17 protein-coding genes are annotated in these 16,200 nt (G+C 73.6%); 9 read left to right on the forward strand and 8 right to left on the reverse strand.

Going from position 1 to position 16,200, the window contains the following annotated elements; all coding sequences use genetic code 11:
- Positions 1–24 precede the first annotated feature (24 nt).
- The 5 genes from ACZ6S0_RS21115 to ACZ6S0_RS21135 all read right to left on the reverse strand — a co-directional run bounded on the left by ACZ6S0_RS21115 (position 25) and on the right by ACZ6S0_RS21135 (position 4,938).
- Entirely contained in the window at positions 25–681 is a 657-nt protein-coding gene (locus ACZ6S0_RS21115; protein WP_465920089.1) for a hypothetical protein, read from the reverse strand.
- Positions 682–804: 123 nt separating this feature from the next.
- Positions 805–2,712 (reverse strand): primary-amine oxidase, encoded by a 1,908-nt coding sequence (locus ACZ6S0_RS21120; RefSeq protein WP_465920092.1) that lies wholly within the window; start codon positions 2,710–2,712, stop codon positions 805–807.
- A gap of 129 nt (positions 2,713–2,841) precedes the next feature.
- The gene (locus ACZ6S0_RS21125; protein ID WP_465920094.1) at positions 2,842–4,113 is read right to left on the reverse strand and encodes a cytochrome P450; all 1,272 of its coding nucleotides are present in this window, start codon (positions 4,111–4,113) and stop codon (positions 2,842–2,844) included.
- A 1-nt stretch (position 4,114) separates the two neighbouring features.
- Positions 4,115–4,315 (reverse strand): ferredoxin, encoded by a 201-nt coding sequence (locus ACZ6S0_RS21130; RefSeq protein WP_465920097.1) that lies wholly within the window; start codon positions 4,313–4,315, stop codon positions 4,115–4,117.
- Positions 4,312–4,938, reverse strand: a complete 627-nt coding sequence (locus ACZ6S0_RS21135; protein ID WP_465920099.1) for a TetR/AcrR family transcriptional regulator — start codon at positions 4,936–4,938, stop codon at positions 4,312–4,314. The genes ACZ6S0_RS21130 and ACZ6S0_RS21135 overlap by 4 nt, the downstream gene beginning before the upstream one ends.
- Positions 4,939–5,042: 104 nt before the next feature.
- Between ACZ6S0_RS21135 and ACZ6S0_RS21140 the strand changes: the two genes are divergently transcribed.
- Entirely contained in the window at positions 5,043–6,014 is a 972-nt protein-coding gene (locus ACZ6S0_RS21140) for a TIGR02452 family protein (RefSeq protein ID WP_465920101.1), read from the forward strand.
- A gap of 34 nt (positions 6,015–6,048) precedes the next feature.
- Here the strand turns inward: ACZ6S0_RS21140 and ACZ6S0_RS21145 are convergent, their stop codons facing one another.
- Positions 6,049–6,594, reverse strand: a complete 546-nt coding sequence (locus ACZ6S0_RS21145) for an NUDIX domain-containing protein (protein ID WP_465920102.1) — start codon at positions 6,592–6,594, stop codon at positions 6,049–6,051.
- Between the two features lie 210 nt (positions 6,595–6,804).
- Between ACZ6S0_RS21145 and ACZ6S0_RS21150 the strand changes: the two genes are divergently transcribed.
- Both ACZ6S0_RS21150 and ACZ6S0_RS21155 read left to right on the forward strand, forming a co-directional pair.
- A complete protein-coding gene (locus ACZ6S0_RS21150; protein ID WP_465920103.1) occupies positions 6,805–7,434 on the forward strand; it encodes an RNA polymerase sigma factor in 630 nt (209 codons plus the stop codon).
- Positions 7,435–7,512: 78 nt separating this feature from the next.
- Positions 7,513–7,752 carry an anti-sigma factor family protein gene (locus tag ACZ6S0_RS21155; protein WP_465920104.1) on the forward strand — a complete coding sequence of 80 codons (240 nt, stop codon included), beginning with the start codon at positions 7,513–7,515 and terminating at the stop codon, positions 7,750–7,752.
- Positions 7,753–7,835: 83 nt separating this feature from the next.
- Here the strand turns inward: ACZ6S0_RS21155 and ACZ6S0_RS21160 are convergent, their stop codons facing one another.
- Positions 7,836–8,093 (reverse strand): anti-sigma factor family protein, encoded by a 258-nt coding sequence (locus tag ACZ6S0_RS21160; protein ID WP_465920105.1) that lies wholly within the window; start codon positions 8,091–8,093, stop codon positions 7,836–7,838.
- 120 nt (positions 8,094–8,213) lie between these two features.
- Between ACZ6S0_RS21160 and egtA the strand changes: the two genes are divergently transcribed.
- From egtA to egtE, 5 genes are read left to right on the forward strand one after another with little or no spacing between them, the layout of a single operon-like run.
- Complete coding sequence (egtA, locus tag ACZ6S0_RS21165; protein ID WP_465920107.1) at positions 8,214–9,557, forward strand: ergothioneine biosynthesis glutamate--cysteine ligase EgtA; 1,344 nt, start codon at positions 8,214–8,216, stop codon at positions 9,555–9,557.
- Positions 9,554–10,906, forward strand: coding sequence for an ergothioneine biosynthesis protein EgtB (gene egtB / locus ACZ6S0_RS21170; RefSeq protein WP_465920110.1), 1,353 nt, complete (start codon positions 9,554–9,556; stop codon positions 10,904–10,906). Before egtA ends, egtB begins: the two co-directional genes overlap by 4 nt.
- 1 nt (position 10,907) lies before the next feature.
- Positions 10,908–11,615, forward strand: coding sequence for an ergothioneine biosynthesis protein EgtC (egtC, locus tag ACZ6S0_RS21175; protein WP_465920113.1), 708 nt, complete (start codon positions 10,908–10,910; stop codon positions 11,613–11,615).
- A gap of 20 nt (positions 11,616–11,635) precedes the next feature.
- On the forward strand, positions 11,636–12,610 hold the full coding sequence (gene egtD, locus ACZ6S0_RS21180; protein ID WP_465920115.1) for an L-histidine N(alpha)-methyltransferase: 975 nt from the start codon (positions 11,636–11,638) through the stop codon (positions 12,608–12,610).
- Complete coding sequence (gene egtE / locus ACZ6S0_RS21185) at positions 12,607–13,926, forward strand: ergothioneine biosynthesis PLP-dependent enzyme EgtE (RefSeq protein ID WP_465920116.1); 1,320 nt, start codon at positions 12,607–12,609, stop codon at positions 13,924–13,926. The genes egtD and egtE overlap by 4 nt, the downstream gene beginning before the upstream one ends.
- Positions 13,927–13,935: 9 nt before the next feature.
- On the opposite strand, the gene ACZ6S0_RS21190 is transcribed toward egtE, so the two are convergent.
- Positions 13,936–14,712: a TetR/AcrR family transcriptional regulator gene (locus ACZ6S0_RS21190; RefSeq protein ID WP_465920119.1), complete on the reverse strand. Its 777-nt coding sequence runs from the start codon at positions 14,710–14,712 to the stop codon at positions 13,936–13,938.
- A gap of 127 nt (positions 14,713–14,839) precedes the next feature.
- On the opposite strand from ACZ6S0_RS21190, the gene ACZ6S0_RS21195 reads away from it, so the two are divergent.
- On the forward strand, positions 14,840–16,060 hold the full coding sequence (locus tag ACZ6S0_RS21195) for a sialidase family protein (RefSeq protein WP_465920121.1): 1,221 nt from the start codon (positions 14,840–14,842) through the stop codon (positions 16,058–16,060).
- The last annotated feature ends 140 nt before the right edge of the window (positions 16,061–16,200 follow it).

Raw genomic sequence — 16,200 nt, forward strand, 5'->3', positions numbered from 1 at the left:
TGGCGAGCACCGGCGGCGTGGTCCCTAAGGTGTGGCGAGACCCGGCAGCGTGCCGGTCGTGGCGGTGCCGCTCCCCGGCGCCGTGCTCTGGTCGCCGGTCACCTGCTTCTTCCTCGCCCGGCTGGGCGCCACCTGCCCGGGAGTGGAGCCCGACCCCGGCGTGCGGGTCACGGTGGGACGGACGGCCCGGCCGAGCTGCGGCGCGTTGCCCGGGATGGCCGTCGACAGCTCCCGTGGCGGCGACGTACGCGCCCCGCTGGGCGGCACGGCCCCCCGCTGCCGTACGCGGGTGGGCGCCGGCCGGGGCGTCGTCGCGGGGGCGGAGCCCTCCGGAGCCGTGACGGGGGCGGACGGTGCCGTCGGGTGCTCGTGGGCGGGGGTGGCGGTGGCGCGGCGGCTCAGCGCGGACCCGGGCAGGGGGGCGGCCTGCTTCCTCTGCTCGGGGACGGGCAGCGGGTCGAGCGTGGGTGAGCTGCCCGGGATGCCGATCAGGATGCCCGCGAGCACCAGGTGCGCGACGCCGGCCAGCACCGTGGAGATGCGCAGCGCCCTGCCCCGTCGGTCGCGCCGCTCCGTGGCGTGGTCGTACTGCTCGGTCAGCACGGCGGACACGTCCCTGCCGATGCCATGCGACTGTCCTCCGGGGGTGAAGTGGCGGGCGAACGTGACTGATCTAGGCACGTATGGGCACCGAGGTCAAGCCCAACCGCCGAAGATCACGAACGGTGACCGCCGGGCACGCTCACCAGGCGGCACACCGTCGCGAACGGTACCAGAACCCGTCTCGGCCCACGGCACGGACGATCAGCCGCAGTGCCCGTGATGCGCGGGGACGTCGAGCGTCGGGTTGCGGTCGAAGAACCCGACGGGCAAGAGCCGGAAACCCGCGTGGGCCACCGGCATGATCGGCCACTCCTCGGGGCGTGGGGCGTGCGTGAGCCCGAAGACGTGCCAGACCACCAGCGGCCGGCCGTCGAGATCGCGGTCGGCGGCGGCGAAGGCGGGCAGACCGGCCCCGCCCGGGTGCTGGTTGACGAAGTCGCCCGCCGGGTAGCGCTCGGCCGGATCGTACGCGGTGACCCACAGGTGCCGGGTGGCGAACCCGGCCCGCGCCGCGATCGACGAGCCCGGGTCGGCCAGCAGCAACGGCCCGCCCTCCGGGCAGAGCGCGTACGCGACCGGGTCGCCCAGCGCGTTGCGCGAGCCCGGGTTGGTGATGTGCCAGACCCGGTCCACGGTCGCGTCGGCAACGCGCTGCGCCTGGCTCTCCCTGGTCAGCGGCGTACGCCGGTAGGTCCAGGCGTTGCCGCGCGGGTTGCCAGGCCCCTTCGGGATCCGCTGGAGGTCCACCTCCTCCACCCGGTTGTCCGGCCCGTCCACCGCCATGTCCAGCCGGGCGCAGAACAGGTGCTGGTGGTAGGGGGCGGCCAGGCCGGGCGCGACCTGCGCCGCGTACGGGGAGCCGCCCTCGGGGTGGGCCGAGGTGAACAGCACGCCGGTGGCCTTGACCTCGAACCCGATGCCGCCGTCGAGGTAGAGGTACCAGTAGAAGCCGTAGTCGTAGTTGCCGACCGTGGCGAAGAAGGACAGCACCATGCGGCGCTGGCGGCGCACCTGCGCGGAGCCCGTCCACAGGTCCGTGTGCTTCCACAGGATGCCGTGGTCCTCCTCGTGCAGGCAGATCGCGTTCGGCAGCGTGCGCGGTGCGCCGTGCGCGTCGGCGATGACCGCGTCGAGGTAGGTGATCTCGCCCACGCAGTCGCAGCCCAGCTCCAGCGCGTTGGCGTACTGGCCGACCTGGTACTCGCCGGTGTCGAAGTAGTTCTGCCACGACCGTACGGGGGAGGGGTCGGCGTAGGGGACGACCATCTCGGCGATCGAGGCGCGGTGGACGATCGGGCGGCGGCGGCCCGCGTCCCGGTCGTCGAAGGCGATCTGGTGCAGGATCAGCCCCTCGCGGGCGTCGAAGCCGATCCGCAGCGACCAGTTCTCCCAGCGCAGCAGGTTGCCCTCCAGGGTGAAGCTGGGGCCCTGCGGCTGGGTGATCTCGATGGGCCGCTGCGTGGTGCGCGGCGGGCCCGCGTAGGCGGGGTCGTCGTAGTTGCCCGACACGTCCGGCACCGGCACCGGGCCGAAGTCGAGCACCTGGTCCACCGAGCGGTTGACGACGTCCACGTACGCGACGAGCCCGTCCACCGGGTGCGCCCACGCGTGGTCCCGCTCGTGCTCCTGGACGAAGGCGAGCCCGCGCAGGATGCGACGGCCCGCCTCGCCCGGGTACTCGTCGGCGTACACGCCCGCCGACAACGGGGCGACCCGGACCTTGGCGACGTCCAGACCTCGGCTCTTGAGCGCGGCGAGCCACCGCTCGTCGGTGGACAGCACCTCCTCGACCACCCCGAACTCCTCGTCGAGCACGGGCGGCTGGCCGTCCGTGGCGGGGTCGATCGTGCGGTCGGCGTCGATCGTGCTCCGCGTGATCGAGACGACCAGGTCGCGCGGGGCCGCCCCGGCGGTGTCGAGCAGCAGGATCCGGGCCCTGCGCTCGACCGGCTCGCCGGGCGCGGGGAGCGCGTCTCTGGGGGGCTCCTGCAGCCCCGCGTACGCGACGCGGGTGGTGTCCTCGACCAGCCCGGCGGCGGCCAGCACGGCGTGGGCGGCGGTGATCTCGCCGGGCGTCAGCGGGTCGAGCGGGTGCGGCGTGGCGTTCATGGCGTCTCCCTCCGACGGTGCGCCTCCCGGCGGGCGCACCGCCAGCGAACACCACGCACCCGCCGATTGCCAGCGCCCGCCCGGCGTCGGCACGTCGATGGCGCGATCCACCGCCCGCCGGGCCGGTCGTCAGCCGAGGCGGACCGGCAGCGTACGCGGCCCGCGTACCTGACCGGTGGACCACGTCACCGCCTCCGGGTCGGCCAGCCCGAACTCCGGGATGCGCGCCAGCCACACCTCCAGTGCCACCCGCAGCTCCATCCTGGCCAGGTGCGAGCCCACGCACCGGTGGATGCCGAGGCCGAAGGCCGCGTGCCGGTTCACCTCGCGGTCGATGACCACCTCCCCGGCCCGCTCGAACTGCGCCGGGTCCCGGTTGGCCGCCGGGAACGACAGCAGGATCCAGTCGTCGGCCCGCAGGTCCACGCCGTTCCACCGCAGGTCGTCCTTGACCAGGCGCGCCATGGTGACCGGCGCGTACGCGCGCAGCAACTCCTCCATCGCCGTGGGCAGCAGCGCAGGCTCGGCCACCAGCCGCTCCCGGTCGGCCGGGGTCCTGGCCAGGTGCCACAGCGAGGCCCCGATCGCGCTCCACGTCGTGTCGATGCCCGCGATGAGCAGCAACGCCATCGTGCCCGCCACGTGCGACGGCTGCAGCTTCTGCCCGCCCAGCTCGGCGTCGAGGAGGAAGCCGGTCAGGTCGTCGCGCGGGTGGTCGATGTGGTCGCGGATCTGGATCTGCAGGTAGTCGAACAGCTCGTCCATCGCCGCGATGCGCTGCTCCGGCGGCAGGTTGACGCCTTCCAGCACGTTCTCGATGAACCGGCGGAAGCGCGGCCCGTCCTCCGGCGGGAAGCCGAGCATGTCGGCGATCACCCGGGCCGGGATGTGCTGGGCGTAGTCGCGGGCCGCGTCCACGACCGGCCGCCCCTCGAACGTGTCGATGAGCGCGTGGCAGAACTCCCGCGTGGCCGCCTCCCGCCGGGAGACGGCCGTCTTGGTGAACGCCGGCAGCAGCAGCCTGCGCGCATGGTGGTGGAAGGGCGGATCGGACGAGATCGGCGGCGACCCGCCCATCGGCGCGTGCTCGCGCGGCGGCCGGAAGTTGCCCATGATGATCGAACGCGAGGAGAACCGGTCGGTGTCGTAGGCGATCGCGGCGACGTCCTCGTAGCGGGTCGGCAGCCACCCGCCGCCGAACCGCCCGGTGCGCGCGATCGGGCACCGCTCCCGCAGGTCCTCCAGGATCGGGTACGGATCGGCGGCCCACTCCGGCTCCAGGTGCGAGAAGTCGGTCGCCCAGTCGGAGACCGGGCCGGTGACGATCTCGTTGCGCGTGCCCAGGGGCCCGTCCTCCTGGGCGTCGCGGAAGTTCTCCGTGAAACGGTCGTCGACGCTCATGTCAGGCGTCCCCGCCCGCGTCGATCGCGTGCTCGGGGCAGTTCGCCACCGCCAGGCGGGCGGTCCGCTCCTGGCCGGGCGCCACCAGGCCGTCGCCGAGCACCTGGCCGTAGCCCTCGTCGTCCTCGCCGAACAACTCGGGGGCCAGGGTGTAGCAGCGGCCGTGTCCTTGGCATCGTTCCGGGTTGATCTGCAGTTTCACGGCGTGCGCTCCGTCTGTGCGGTGGGGTCGGGGATGGTGGTGGGGGCGAGGGCGGTGACGACCCTGGTGAGGAGCTTCGACCACTCCTCGTCGTTCACCGGGTGCAGTTCGGGGGTGACCAGCGCGCTGCCCATCGCGAGCAGGAGGCAGAAGTGCGCCAGGGCGTCCGGCGACAGCCCGGTGTCGACCTCGCGGTCGCCCTGCGCGACGCGTACGAGGTCGGCGATCCAGCCGGACTGCTCGCCGATGTAGTCGCGCATCGGCCCGGCCACGTCCTCGTCCCGGCGGGCGGCGACCAGGGCCTCGACGATGAGGTAGCGCTCGGCGTCGCCCCGGTGCGGCAGGTGGCGGCCGATGGCCAGCAGCAGCTCCGTGGCCGACCGGTCGGGGTCGGCGGCGAACAGGCCCGCCAGCAGGCGTCTCCCGTGCGCGCGCAGCGCGGCCACGAGCAGGTCGGCCTTCGAGCCGAAGTGGGCGTACAGGGCCCCGTTGCTCACGCCCGCGGCGGCGGCGATGTCGGCCACGCGGGTGCCGTCGTAGCCGCGCTCGGCGAAGGCGTCGGCGGCGGCGCGCAGCAGGCGCTCGCGGGTCTCGGCCGCGGTCACTCCGGGGATGCGTCCCATGAACGAATTAAAAAGTCGTTCAATTGGGTCGTCAAGGGCACGATCGCGCCGGCCGCGGAAAACCGTTCGGCCAGAGGATGGGGTGCGGCCTACCATGCGGACGCGTGAAAGAGAAACTACGGGCGATCGCCGCCGCCAACGATGAGATCGTCGCCGCGGGCGAGTACGCCACCGACGACGGCGACGTCGTCCATGTCGGCCCGGCCCTGGAGGCGGCCCTGGCCGGCACCGTGAGCTACCCGCCCGGCGTCGCCGTCAAGCCACCGCGCCCGCGCGCTGGGGTGCGCACGTCCTTCGAGGTCACCGGAGAGGGCAGCCTGCAGGCCGCCCGCCGCCTGCACCTGTCCGGCGTCCAATCGGATGGCGGCCGGTCGGATAGCGTCCAATCGGATGGCGGCCGGTCGGACGGTGCGTGGTCGGACGGTGCGGGGTTGGACGGTGCCTGGTCGGATGGCGGCCGGTCGGATGGCGGTTGGTCGGGTGGCGCGTGGTCGGGTGGCGGTCGGATCGCGGTGTTGAACTTCGCCTCGGCGCGTAACCCCGGCGGCGGTTACCTCGGCGGCGCCCGAGCGCAGGAGGAGGACCTGTGCCGCAACTCCCTCCTCCACCCCTGCCTCCTCCAGGCCCCCGACTACTACGCCGCCCACCGGGCCTCGTCCGACCTGCTCTACAGCCACCGGGTCATCTGGTCCCCCGACGTGCCCGTGCATCGGGGTGACGACGGGCGGCTGCTGGACGAGCCGTACGCGGTCTCGTTCCTGACCTCCCCGGCCCCCAACGCCGGGGCGGCGCTGCGCCGTGACCCGGGCCTGGGCGAGCGCATCCGCGAGACGCTGCGCGAGCGCGCCGGGCGGGTGCTGGCCGTCGCCGCCCGCCACGACGCGCGCCGGCTCGTGCTCGGGGCGTGGGGCTGCGGCGTGTTCCGCAACGACCCGCACGAGGTCGCCGATGCCTTCCATGGCCATCTCACCGGTCACGGCGCGTTCTCGGGCGTGTTCGACCAGGTCGTGTTCGCGGTGTGGGACCGTTCAGCGGTCTCCGCCAACCGGGAGGCATTCGTTGGCCTCTTCGCCTGACACCCGGCCGTCACTCCCACGCCGTGCTCGGCCGCTAGTGGGAGGCGCGGGCCTGGAGCAGGTCGGCCAGGACGTGGAGCAGCGCGGCCGACGTGGTGGCCGAGGTGATCGCCTGTTCCTCGATCAGCCCCTGGACGCGCAGCATCGGCACCCACCCGGCCCGCTCCCCGTCGCCCTCGGGCTCGTCGTCAGGCGGGACGGCACCGGGATAGGTGGGGTGGTGGGCGACGAAGACGAGGTGTTCGCAGTCGGCGACGTCACCGGCGGGCCGGGTACGGATCAGGGGCAGCAGCGGCCCCGTGTGCCAGCCCGTCCGCTCGGCCACGTGCCGGGCCGCCGCCTCCTCGGGCTCCTCGCCCGGCTCGATCTCGCCGAGCGGGATCTCCCAGCCCCACGTGTCGGTGATGGGACTGTGACGCCACAGAAGCAGCACCCTGCCGCCATGGAAGACCACCGCTCCGGCGGCCCGCGGCGTACGGATGAAGGGCCGCTCCTCGCGCCCCCCACCGGTCAGCTCGACGTCCGCGACCCGGAGATCGACCCCGTTCGCCGCGTAGAGCAGCCTCTCCGACCGCCGCATGCGATGCTCCTCACCCGTTCGCCGGGAAGTATTCCTCCGGTTACCGCAGGGCCTGCTCTCCCGAGAATACGCACCTGGTTGGCCTATGAACGGCGGGGCCGGGAATCGTCAGTGAAGGAGATTAGCCTGGGCGGTGTCGTCCCCGAGTGGGGCGGCCGGGCTCCGGCTCGGCTCCGAGTGTCCCAGCGTTCGACCGGAGGGGGAGCGATCGTGGGGTCTTTCGCGGGCGGAGGGCTGCCGCCGGATGACGCCGTCGTCACAGCCCTGCGCGCCGGCGATGAGGCGATGTTCGCGGCGCTGCTCGACACCTGGTCCAGAGGCATGTTGCGGGTGGCCAGGTCCTACGTGTCCACCGACCACTCCGCCGAGGAGGTCGTCCAGGACACCTGGCTGGCCGTGATCGACGGGATCGACGCCTTCGAGCAGCGTTCGTCGGTCAAGACGTGGGTCTACCGCATCCTGGTCAACACCGCGAAGAAGCGCGGCGTGCGGGAGAGCCGCACACTCCCGTGGAGCGCGTTCGACCGGGAGGGCGGCTCGCTCGTCGACCTCGGCCCGGTGCCGGGTGGCTGGCGCGATCCGGCCGCGGTGTGGCCGACGCCCGAGGGCGAGGCCCTCGCGGCGGAGGTGCGCGGGCTGATCGCCGAGGCACTGGCCCGGCTGCCGCCGCGGCAGCGGGTCGTCATCACCCTGCGTGACGTGGAGGGCTGTTCCTCCGACGAGGTCTGCGAGATCCTCGAGATCTCCGCGGCCAACCAGCGGGTGCTGCTGCACCGCGCCCGCACGGCCGTACGCGGCTGGCTGGCCGACTACTACGAGTGCGTCAAACAGCCGGAATAGTCCGAGGGTCCCATCGGGTCCGTTCAGCGGCGACAATAAGTGAAACGGTTCATCTCAGAGACAAGGGCGGTCCACGTCGTGAAGCGGTTCACGTGCGGCGAGCTGGCGGAACTTCTCACCGCCTACCTTGAAGACGCCCTCGACCAGCCGTCACGCGATGGCGTACGGGAGCATCTGTCCGGCTGCGAGGGGTGCGAGCGCTATCTCGGCCAGTTCCGTGCCACCATCAGGGCGCTGGGCGACCAGCCACCCGAGAAGCTGTCCGCCGGGGTGCGCGACCGGCTCATGTCCGCCTTCCGCCAGCACCGCCACTCGTAGCACCGCCCCCCGTAGCGCTGCCCTCCGTAGCGCTGCCGCTCGATGCACCGCCGCTCGTCGCGCTGCCGTCCGTAGTGCCTTCGCTATTTCGCGGCGCCGCCCACCGCGCCCGAGCCGAAGCTGTGCCGCAGTGCCGCCAGGACCGAGGGCGGGAGGGCGCCGTCGCGCAGGCAGCCCAGGGCCGCGATCGTCGCCCTGACCTGCGCCAGCCACACCGCGCACGCCGGGCACCCGCCCAGGTGGTCCGCGACGACGCGGTGCCGGGCGGCCGGGAGCGCCTCCTCCAGATAGTCGGTGAGCAGCGCGAGCACGTCGGCGCAGCTCGCCGGTCCCAGCTCCATGTGAGCTAGTGCCCGCCCCGCCTCATCCGTTACACGCAAATTCGTCTGTAACGTTCGCGGCTTTCGTGGGTCTATAGCCCCGTACGAGCGCATTTGTGCGGGCTGGGCGAGGAGGAGAGGATGATCGGGGTCACGGCCGAGAGCACACCGCCGTTGCGCGATGCCTCGGAGGTGGCGGACTTCGCGGGCCGCTGTTTCCGTCCCGCCGCCTCCGCCGACCGGGTGGGCGTCGAGCTGGAGTTCCTGGTCTTCGACCGTACGGACGCCGCCAGGCACGTCCCGCTGGCCAGGGCCGAGCGCGCGCTGCCGGCCGAGCTGCCGGGCGGGAGCCGGGTGACGTTCGAGCCGGGCGGCCAGCTCGAACTGTCGGGGCCGGCCGGCCCGCTGCCCGGCGCGGTGACCCGCCTGGCCGCCGACGTGGCCACCGTGCGCGAGGCCCTGCGCGCCGCCGGGCTGGCGCTGGCCGGTGTGGGCCTCGACCCGGTACGCCCGGCCCGCCGCCAGCTCACCCTGCCCCGGTACGAGGCGATGGCCGAGTTCCTCGGCCTGCCGTACGGGGCGCTCATGATGTGCTCGACCGCCTCGATCCAGGTCAACCTCGACCTCGGCGACCGGCCCGTCACCCGCTGGGAACGCGCCCACGCCCTCGGCCCCGTGCTCCTGGCGGCGTTCGCCAACTCCCCGCTGAGCGGGGGCAGGCCGTGTGGCTGGATGTCCGGGCGGCAGGCCGTCTGGAACAACCTCGACCCCTCCAGGACCGTCCCCGTGCCCGCCACCGGCGATCCCGCCGCCGACTGGGCCGACTACCTGCTGGACGCCCGGCTCATGCTGGTCCGCGAGGACGACGAGCGCTACCGCCCCGTACGCGACGGCTCGACGTTCCGCGACTGGCTGGAGGGCGGCGCGCCCTCGGGCGACGGCCACCGCAGGCCCACCGCCGAGGACCTGGCCTACCACGCCACCACGCTCTTCCCCCCGGTGCGCCCTCGGGGCTGGCTGGAGATCCGCTATCTCGACGCGCAGCACCCGGCGGCCTGGCCGGTGTGCGTGGCCGTCACGCACGCCCTCGTCACCGACGACCGGGCGGGCGACGCCGCGATGGCCGCCGTGGAGCCGTACCTCCCGCACGGGCAGCCGGCAGGCGGCCCACGGGGTGTCAGGGGGCCGCGGGTGAACGGGGGTCAGGACCCGTGGGAGACGGCGGCGCGGTGCGGGCTGGCCGAGCCGCGCCTGCGCGAGGCGGCCGAGACGTGCTTCCGCGCCGCGCTGGAGGCGCTGCCCCGGCTGGGTGCGGAGCCCGGCCTGGTGGGGCAGGTGGCCGCGTTCGCCGACCGGCACGTGTCGGCCGGACGCTCGCCCGGGGCCGACCTGATCGACCTGATCGACCAGATGGACCTGATGGACCTGATGGACAGCACGCCGGGACACCCGACCCCGGCCTGGCTCGACGAAGGACTGCGATGAGCGACTCCAAGCCTGCTGACTTCACCACACCCGCCGACAAGGACGAGTTCAAGGACGCGGACGACTTCAAGGAACGCATCGCCGCCGCGCTCCTCGCGGTCCGCGACCGGTCGCTGACCTACACGCAGGCGGAGGACGACCTCCTCGTACGCCAGCACTCCCCGCTGATGTCACCCCTGGTGTGGGACCTGGCCCACGTGGGCAACTACGAGGAGCTGTGGGTGCTGCGCGCGGCGGCGGGCATCACCCCGCTGCGCCCCGAGATCGACGACATCTACGACGCCTTCAAGACCCCCCGCAAAGACCGCCCCAGCCTGCCCTTCCTGCCCCCGGGCGAGGCCCGCCGCTACATCGAGGGCGTACGCGGCCGCGTGCTCGACGTGCTCGACGCCGTCGACCTGGCGGGCCCGTCGCCGCTGCACCGTGACGGGTTCGTGTTCGGCCTGGTCATCCAGCACGAGCACCAGCACGACGAGACCATGCTCGCCACCCTCCAGCTCTCCGGGCAGCCCGGCCTCGTCCGCGACGGCGACCTGCCGCCGGGCCGCGCCGAGGGTCCTGAGGAGGTGCACGTGCCCGCCGGGGCGTTCCTCATGGGCACCGACACGCTGCCGTGGGCCTACGACAACGAGCGCCCGGCCACCCGGGTCGACCTGCCCGGCTACTGGATCGACCGGCTCCCCGTCGGCAACCGCGCCTACGCCGCGTTCATCGAGGACGGCGGCTACGACGACCCGCGCTGGTGGACCCCGGAGGGCCGGCAGTGGCGGCAGCGCAGCGGCGTCACCGCCCCGCTCTTCTGGACGCGGGACGGCGACTCCTGGGCGCGCACCCGTTTCGGCCGCACCGAGCCCGTCCCCATGGACGAGCCCGTCCAGCACGTCTCCTGGTACGAGGCCGACGCCTACGCCCGCTGGGCCGGCAAGCGCCTGCCCACCGAGGCCGAGTGGGAGAAGGCGTGCGGCTGGGACCCGGAGGAGCGCAGGTCCCGGCGTTATCCGTGGGGCGAGGCCGCCCCCGGGCCGTCGCTGGCCAACCTCGGCCACCGCGCCGCCCGTCCCGCGCCGCTCGGCGCCTATCCGGGCGGCGCCTCCGCCTACGGGGCCGAGCAGATGGTGGGCGACGTGTGGGAGTGGACCTCCTCGTGGTTCGACGGGTATCCGGGGTTCCGCAGCTTCCCGTACAGGGAGTACAGCGAGGTGTTCTTCGGCGAGGAGTACCGGGTGCTGCGCGGCGGCTCGTGGGCGGCCGACCCGGCGGCGGTGCGGACCACGTTCAGGAACTGGGACTACCCGATCCGGCGGCAGATCTTCACCGGTTTCCGCTGCGCGCGTTCGGAGCTGGTCTGAGGTGTGCAGGCACGCGGCCTGGCTGGGCGCCGCCCGCTCGCTCTCCTCGCTCGTCCAGGAGCCCGAGTACGGCCTGCTCGTCCAGTCGTACGCGCCCCGCCGGCAGCGGGCGGGCCTGATCAACGCCGACGGGTTCGGCATGGGCTGGTACGTCCCCGCCCGCCCCGAGCCCGTGCGCTACCGCCGCGCCGTGCCCATCTGGACCGACGCCAACCTGCCCGCCCTGGCCGAGGTGGCCCGTTCGACCTGCCTGCTGGCGGCCGTGCGGTCGGCCACCGTCGGCATGCCGATCGAGGAGAGCGCGACCGCGCCGTTCGCCGACCGGACGTGGCTGCTCAGCCACAACGGCCGCGTCGCCCGCGATGCGGTCAAGGACCTCGCCGACTCGGCCGAGAGCACCTGTGACGCCGCCTGGGTGGCGGCCGCCGTCTTCCAGCGCGGTCGCGCCGGCGCGGGGCTGGGCGAGGCGCTGGCCGACGTCGTCGTACGGGCCGGGGAGAAGGACCCCGACGCCCGCCTGAACCTGCTCGCCTGCGACGGCGCGTCCATCGCCGCGACCGTCTGGGGCGACTCCCTGTTCCATCGCCGGCTCCATGACGGCGTGCTGGTGGCCAGCGAGCCCCTCGACGACCTGCCGGGGTGGCAGGCCGTGCCCGAGCGGACCCTGCTGACCGTCACCCGCGACGACGTACGCGTCCAGCCGTTGTGATCTCACCTCAGGAGGCCCTCGTGCCTGTCAGCCATTCCACCGTGCATGTGATCAACCACCTTCACCGCGACTACCTGCGCCAGGCCCTCGAAGAGGACGTCACGAACGGTCTGACGGCGTCGCCCAAGTGGCTGCCGCCCAAATGGTTCTACGACGCGACGGGCAGCGAGCTGTTCTCACGGATCACCCGGCTGCCCGAGTACTACCCGACCCGGCGCGAGCTGGCCATCCTGCGCGCCCACGCGGCGGACCTGGTCGCCGGTGCGGACACCCTCGTCGAGCTGGGCTCGGGCACCAGCGAGAAGACCGGGCTGCTGCTGGAGGCCATGTCGGCGGCCGGCACGCTGCGCGGCTACACGCCGGTCGACGTGGACGCGGTCACCCTGGAGTCCGCCGCCCGGCGGCTGGCGGGACGCTTCCCCGGGCTGGCCGTCCGGGCCGTGTGCGCCGACTTCGAACGGCACCTGGCGCTGCTGCCGCGCGGCGGGCGGCGCGTGGTGGCCTTCCTCGGCGGCACGATCGGCAACCTCGAACCGGTCGCGCGCGCGGTGTTCCTGAAGGAGCTGCGGGCCACGCTGCGGCACGGGGACACGTTCCTGCTCGGGGCCGACCTGGTGAAGGACACCGGGCGGCTGGTGGCGGCGTACGACGACGCGGCCGGGGTGACCGCCGAGTTCAACAGGAACGTGCTCCGGGTGATCGACCGGGAGCTGGACGCGGACTTCGAGCCGGAGGCGTTCGAGCACGTGGCTCTGTACGACGACCGGCACGACTGGATCGAGATGCGGCTGCGCGCCTCCCGCGACATGCGGGTGAGCGTCGGCGCGCTCGGGCTGACGGTGGAGTTCGCGGCCGGTGAGGAGATGCGCACCGAGATCAGCGCCAAGTTCCGTCAGGAAGGACTGGCTCAGGAGCTGACGGCGGCCGGTTTCCGGGTACGCCGCCGCTTCACCGACCCGGCAGGAGACTTCACGCTGGTCCTGGCCGAGGCATGAGCCCTCCCCCGGGCACGGGGGCGGGCGCGCGGGTCGCCGAGTTCTGGCGGACGGCCCGGTCGGTGATCCCGCCCGGCCATCTGGACGCGGCCGGGTGCAACGTGCCCAGCGACCTGGTCATCGACGAGGTCGAGGCGCACCTGCGGCTGGAACGCGAACGCGGGGGCTACCGCGCGGTCCCCGACCTCACCGCCTGCCGGCGGGCCCTGGCCGCCCTGGTCGGGGCCGGGCCGGGGGACGTGGCGTTCCTGGAGAGCGGGACGGCGGCGATGGCGGCCCTGCTGGGCGGCTGGCGGCTCCCGCCGGGAGCCCGCATCGGCTGCGCGCGCACCGAGTACGGCAGCACGCTGATGCTCCTGCACCGCCTGGCCGCCCGCCGTGGCTGGCGACTGGTCGAACTGCCGGTGGACGGCTCGTCCCGCATCGACCCCGACGGTCTGCGGGCCCGGCTGGCGGCGGGGCTCGACCTGGTGATCGTCTCCCACGTCGGCTCCCACTCCGGGATCGTGCAACCGGTCCACGACCTCGGGAGGCTGTGCCGGGCGGCCGGGGTGCCGTACGTGCTGGACGTCTGCCAGTCGCTGGGGCACGTGGAGGTGCGGGGGGCGGGGGCGGACGCGTACGTGGGGACGTCGCGCAAGTGGCTGGCCGGGCCGCGCGGGGTCGGCTTCCTGATCGCCCCCGCCCTGACCGCCACCCCACCCCCGGCCACCGCCCCGTCCCCGGCCGCCACCATGTCCCCAGCCATCACCATGGACGCCCCCGCCCCCACCCTCGGCGGCCACACGTGGACTCTCGGCACCGGGACTCTCGGCACCGGGACCCTCGGCACCGGGACCCTCGGTGCCGTGCCGTCGCCGGACGGCGAAGGCGCTCTGTGGGCTGAGCTGTCGTCGCGGGTCGGCGAGCCGGTGCCGGTGCCGGGGGCGGCGCGTTACGAGAGCGCGGAGAGCGCCGTCGCGGCCCGGGTCGGGCTGGGTGTGGCGGTGCTCGAACACCAGGCCCTCGGCCCCTCCGACGTCCACGCCCACCTGGCCTGCCTCGGCCGGACGACCCGCGAGCTGCTCGATGGGGCCGGTGGGTGGCGCGTGGTGGAGCCGTACGACGAGCCCTCGGCCCTCGTCACGCTCAGGCCGCCGCCGGGCGACACGGCCGAACGCGCCGCCGCCCGCGCCGCCGAGGCGTCGCTCCTGGTCGGGGTGGTCCCCACGGCTCGCGCGCCGCTGGACCTGCGTGAGCCCGTACTCCGCGTCTCGCCGCCGCCAGGCACCTCGGTGGCGACCCTGCACGCCCTGGCCCGCGTCCTGGCCTCGTGATGCCGCCGATCAGGGACGGGGGCCTGGGGCGGGCAGCCCCAGGGAGGTGACGAGGTCGCGAATCTCGTCGTGGTAGAGCTTGTCCGGGTGCCGCGCCTGAACCCGCAGATGGCCGTGCACCTCCAGCGCGACGAGCCCGTGCATGCGCCCCCACACCCGCAGGGCCAGCGCGACGGCGGACGGTGGCAGCCCGGGATGGGACGCCCGCACCTCGTCGGCGAGGCCGGGCCCGAAGTCGGACCACCCGTACGGCGAGACCCCGCCTCCGGAGCCCTCCGGGGAGACCTCGCCGCGTGAGGTCAGGTACGGCCAGGCGGCGGCCACCAGGGCGACGAGCCCGGCGCAGGCCCGCCGCCCGGCCTCGGGCGCGGGCCCGCCCGGCGGCGGCCGGTAGCCGGGGACCGGCTCTCCGTAGACCAGCCGGAAACCCTCCGGGTTGGCGACCGACCACCTCCTGAACGTCTCCGCCCACACCAGCAGCCGCCCCGAGGGATCGTCGGCGGGCAGCGCGTCGCACGCCTGCTCGATCTCGTCCATCAGGGCCGTGTAGACGTCGTCGATCAGGGCGGTGAGCAGGTCGTCGCGGGTGGCGTAGTAGCCGTAGATGGCTCCGGCCGTCATGCCCATGCGGCGGGCGATGGCCCGCAGCGTGACCGCGCCCGGCCCGCCCTCCGAGAGCAGCGCCAGAGCGGTCTCCTTGATCTCGCGTGCCGTCTCGGCGCGCAGCCGCTCCCGCCTGCTGCCTTCGGTCGCGCGCGGGCCGTCGTCGGCCGACACGCGGAGCACCGGTCGTATCAGCCGTCAGCGGGGACGCGGAGTATCACAGGTGTATCGGTGGCGCTGTGGTTGGAGCCCCAGAAGCGCGGCGGCCGGATGAGATCATGACCGCGAATCGCGCGAGATGGAGGATTCCATGCCCAGCTTACGGATCTTCGGCGCCGCGGTCGGTGCCGTCGCGGCCGTGGTGATCAGCGCCTCGCCCGCCGCGGCCGCCCAGCCGCCCACCCTCACCTGGCACAAGCAGACCCTCTGGAGGTCGTTCTCGACCACCGACCCGGCGACCGGAGCGACGCTCACCACCTGCTTCCGGCTCCCGGCCGTCGTGAAGACCAAGAACAACGTGCTGCTCGCCTTCGCCGAGCGGCGCAACAGGAACTGCGCGGACCACGGCGCGTTCGACATCGTCATGCGCCGTTCCACCGACAACGGCCTCACCTGGGACGCCAGCAGGACCGTCCTGGCCAGCACCACGGGGGCGATCCTCCAGGGGAACGCGACCCTGGTGGCCGACTCGACCGGACCCGTCTTCCTGTTCACGACCTCGGAACCGACCGCCACCCAGACCACCCCGCGCACCCCCAAGGTCCAGGTCAGCCGGGACGACGGGCGTACGTGGTCGGCGCCCCGTGACCTGACGGGCGACATCAAGGCCCCCGCAGGAGCCGGTGACTGGTTCGCCACCGGGCCGGGGCACGGGATCCAGCTCACCCGGGGCGCCAACGCGGGCCGCCTGGTCGTGCCCGTCTACTACGCCGTGGGCAGCACCCAGAGCGTACGGCTCGTCTACAGCGACGACCACGGCGCGACGTGGCAGATCGGCGCGACCGCCACGTACGACAAGTCGTTCCTGAAGCTGGGCGAGCAGACCATCGTCGAGCGGACCGACGGGTCCATCCTCGTGATCGCCCGCAACGGCGCGGTCCCCGACGACCACACCTCCACCCGCGGCATGGCCAGGGGCCTCAGCAAGGACGGCGGCCTGACCTTCGACGGCGACTTCCGCGCCGACAGCGCCATCGTCGCCCCGCCGACCCACCCCGCCCTCCTCCGCCAGCGCTGGGACGGCGGCCCCTACACCCGCATCCTGCTCTCCGCGCCCGCCACCCCGAAGACCGACAACAACGCCGTGGGCATGAACGTACGCTCGTCCTTCGACGAGGGCGCCACCTGGCGGAACTACGACAACTCCACGAACAACGCCGGGGTGCGGATCGACAACGATCACGCGGGATACTCCGAGATGACGCTCATCGGCAACGGCGCGATCGGTGTCCTGTACGAGGCGGGAGCGGTCCGCTTCCGCGACGAGATCCGCTGGAACTGGTTCTGGGAAAGCGCCATCGGCCTGCGCTGACAACCTGCGCAGGAAACCCGTGCCGAGAGTCCGCGCTCAGAGTCTGCCCGGACGGTCTCGCGACCGGCGCGTCACGCGCGCCGGTCGCGGGCTCCGGCTCATGGCTCATGGGCCCGGCTCGTGGGCTCGGATCGTGGGCC

The sequence above is a fragment of the Nonomuraea sp. NPDC051298 genome, assembly GCF_055586305.1.